The organism is Endozoicomonas sp. ONNA1, assembly GCF_024606325.1.
GTDB lineage: Bacteria > Pseudomonadota > Gammaproteobacteria > Pseudomonadales > Endozoicomonadaceae > Endozoicomonas_A.
This window is the reverse complement of sequence record NZ_JAHHPN010000917.1, coordinates 1-2,607: the sequence shown is the minus strand read 5'-3', so window position 1 is coordinate 2,607 and position 2,607 is coordinate 1. Positions and strand designations below refer to the sequence as shown.

Annotated in this window: 4 protein-coding genes; 1 reads left to right on the top strand and 3 read right to left on the bottom strand. The window is 38.5% G+C overall.

The features are described from left to right. Positions 1-205 precede the first annotated feature (205 nt). Positions 206-427, top strand: coding sequence for a sulfurtransferase TusA (gene tusA / locus KDK19_RS21590; protein ID WP_257281817.1), 222 nt, complete (start codon positions 206-208; stop codon positions 425-427). Positions 428-489: 62 nt separating this feature from the next. Here tusA and KDK19_RS21585 read toward each other — a convergent pair whose 3' ends face one another. The 3 genes from KDK19_RS21585 to KDK19_RS21575 form a co-directional block, all read right to left on the bottom strand. Then, positions 490-1,320, bottom strand: coding sequence for a hypothetical protein (locus tag KDK19_RS21585; RefSeq protein WP_257292921.1), 831 nt, complete (start codon positions 1,318-1,320; stop codon positions 490-492). Between the two features lie 161 nt (positions 1,321-1,481). Then, a complete protein-coding gene (locus KDK19_RS21580) occupies positions 1,482-2,318 on the bottom strand; it encodes a hypothetical protein (protein WP_257287918.1) in 837 nt (278 codons plus the stop codon). A 56-nt stretch (positions 2,319-2,374) separates the two neighbouring features. Further along, a partial coding sequence (locus KDK19_RS21575) for a hypothetical protein (RefSeq protein WP_257287919.1) occupies positions 2,375-2,607 on the bottom strand: 233 nt, incomplete at its 5' end.

The window sequence follows — 2,607 nt, the reverse complement described above, 5'->3', positions numbered from 1 at the left end:
GTTGGTCAGGTTTTATAGAAAAGTTCAGGTTTTGAGAGCCTGTTTTCTGTTCAACTGCGACAACAGAACGTCTTGTCAACGGTTGAGCCTGACAGAGGACGGACAATGTTATGAGTAGCAGTGGTGCTGCATAGAGTGAGTGCTTAATCATTCTACCCTTGCATTCTGGTGTAAAGATAGAAAGGATAGATCAGGGAAATTATTCATGGAGCTGGATACTTCAGGTCTGCTTTGTCCGGAACCGGTCATGAAGCTGCATAACAAAGTGAGGGACATGAAGCCCGGAGAAATGGTGAGGGTGATAGCAACTGATCCTTCTAGCCAGCGAGATATTCCCAGGTACTGTAAGTTTCCGGATCATGAGTTGCTGTCCTATGAACAGGTGGAAAAACAATACGTCTACCTGATTTGCAAGGCTGTATCTTAAGTAACCGGGCCTGTTCGCAGCGCTCTACTTTAACGGTGAGTGTGATGTTATGTGCTATAAAGCTACTGCAAAGGCTTAATGTTTGCAATCGCTAAACTCAAAGGATTTTCAAAAAGCACCTGATAATGACTCAGTATGTCTTCAGTAGTATGGAAAAAAATATTCCTATCTTCCATTTTACCTATGCAAATATTATCTCCAATATGAATAAATACATGAATGATGATGTTGTCTTTCAAAATGGCAAGAGGAGTGAATTGATTCTTTGTATCTGAGTTTTCAAAGTTTGCCAGTTCAATAATTAAACCCTCACGAAATGAATTTGAATTAAATTCCATAAAGTTCACAAATTGAAAGCAAGTTGGTCTGACTTTTCTACCTTGATAAATCTCACCCACAGTCTTATCCCTTAATACCGGAGTTATCTCTGTAGGACAATCATCGAATAAACTTTGTAATCCTACGTTTATACACCTTAAGAGTCGTTCTTGCCATAAATGTGGAGGCTTATAGTCGTGACTTCCATCTTGTGTTTTGATATTAAAAGAGAAAGAGCTTTTTGGCCAGTCGTCACTAATGTCTATCATTTTTTTGGCCAGTTCATCATCTCTTTCATTGCCATTGATACAATTAAAAGCAGTGTCGTCTATTTCAAAAGGAATATACTTTAGTACCATTCTCTTTTTCAGGCCACTCTCATGAAGCCCAGTGTAAGTAATATCTCTTTTTTGGGAACTATCCAGTTTTATAGATACTGATGGTTCTACACATTCCACAGACCTGTTATAACACGTTGCACCAGGTGTTTGTAAATCGCACGTGTTTTGTACTGTGGCTATATCTGTTGTTAAGGGCAATCCTGTATTTGAACTATTGTTGACCGGTGTCGACATGGTGAAACTCCTTTTTCATTTATTTAACTATTATTAAGAGCCAATACCATGGGTAAAGTTCACAACATAATAGTTAGCAAGCGTAACAGTGGGTGTTTGGATGCTCAAATAATGTTCAGCAACTGCTAAAGGTTTTGTCCCGCACATACGCTGCTACACAACTACTGTAAAGGCGTAATACTTGCAATCGCCAAAGTCAAAGGCGTTTCAAAAGATGCCTGATAATGACTTAATATGTCTTCAGCAGTATGGAAAAAAATATGGCTGCTTCCCACTTTACTTATGCAAACATTATCTCCAATATGAATAAAGATATGAACCATAACGTCTTTGTTTAAAATTGCAACAGGGGTGAATTGATTCTTTATATCTGGATTTTTTAAGATTGTAAGTTCTGTGTGGTAACGATCTTGAAATGAATTTGAATTAAATTCCATAAAGTTAACAAATTGAAGGCAAGTTGTTGGTGCTTTTTCACTGTTATAAAGATTACCAACAGTCATATTTTCTAAGTTAGGAACTACTGTGTCTGGAGGGCAGTCATCGAAAAGAGCTTGCAATCCTTTATTGACACATCTTAAAAATCGTTCTTGCCATAAATGTGAAGGCCTATATTCGTGATTGCCATCTTGTGTTGTAATGTTAAAAGAGAAAGAGGTTTTTGGCCTGTTGTCACTCATATCTGGCAATTTTTTCGCTAGCTCATTATCTCTTTCATTGCCATTGATGAGATCAAAAGTGGTGTCGTCTACTTCGAAAGGAATATACTTTAATACCACCTCTCTGTCCTCCATACGACTCTGAAACAGTCCATTAAAAATAGCGTGTCTTTTATTGGATCTATCAATTTTTATAGATGCTGATGGCTCTACACTTTCTACGGACCTGTTATAATACGTTGCTCCGGCTTTATGTGAATCGCAAGTATCCTGTTTTGTGGCTACATCTATTGTTGAGAGCAATCCTTTATTTGAAATATTGCTGACCGGCAAAGTCATGGTGAAACTCCTTTTTCTTTATTTAAACTATTCAGAGTCAATACCATGCATAAAGTTCATAACATAATAGTCAGCAATCTTGTACAGCTCTGTAGGGGACAATTTCGTAACGAATCTTGATATAAAAGGGAGAGTGGGTACTCGCCAGCAGGTATGACTGCAAGCAAGCACTTGAGACGTTTACGCCTGGAGTCGATCTCGGTACCGTGCCCCATAGTTCGGGCAATACGGGAGAGGTTGACTGAACCCATCTGGATGAGGCCAAAAATAACCAGCGCAATAAGGTCAA

Excerpts from the sequence above, each read along its gene's own strand:
- tusA (WP_257281817.1), top strand. The coding sequence starts at position 206 with ATGGAGCTGGATACTTCAGGTCTGCTTTGTCCGGAACCGGTCATGAAG.
- KDK19_RS21580 (WP_257287918.1), bottom strand. The coding sequence starts at position 2,318 with ATGACTTTGCCGGTCAGCAATATTTCAAATAAAGGATTGCTCTCAACA.
- KDK19_RS21585 (WP_257292921.1), bottom strand. The coding sequence starts at position 1,320 with ATGTCGACACCGGTCAACAATAGTTCAAATACAGGATTGCCCTTAACA.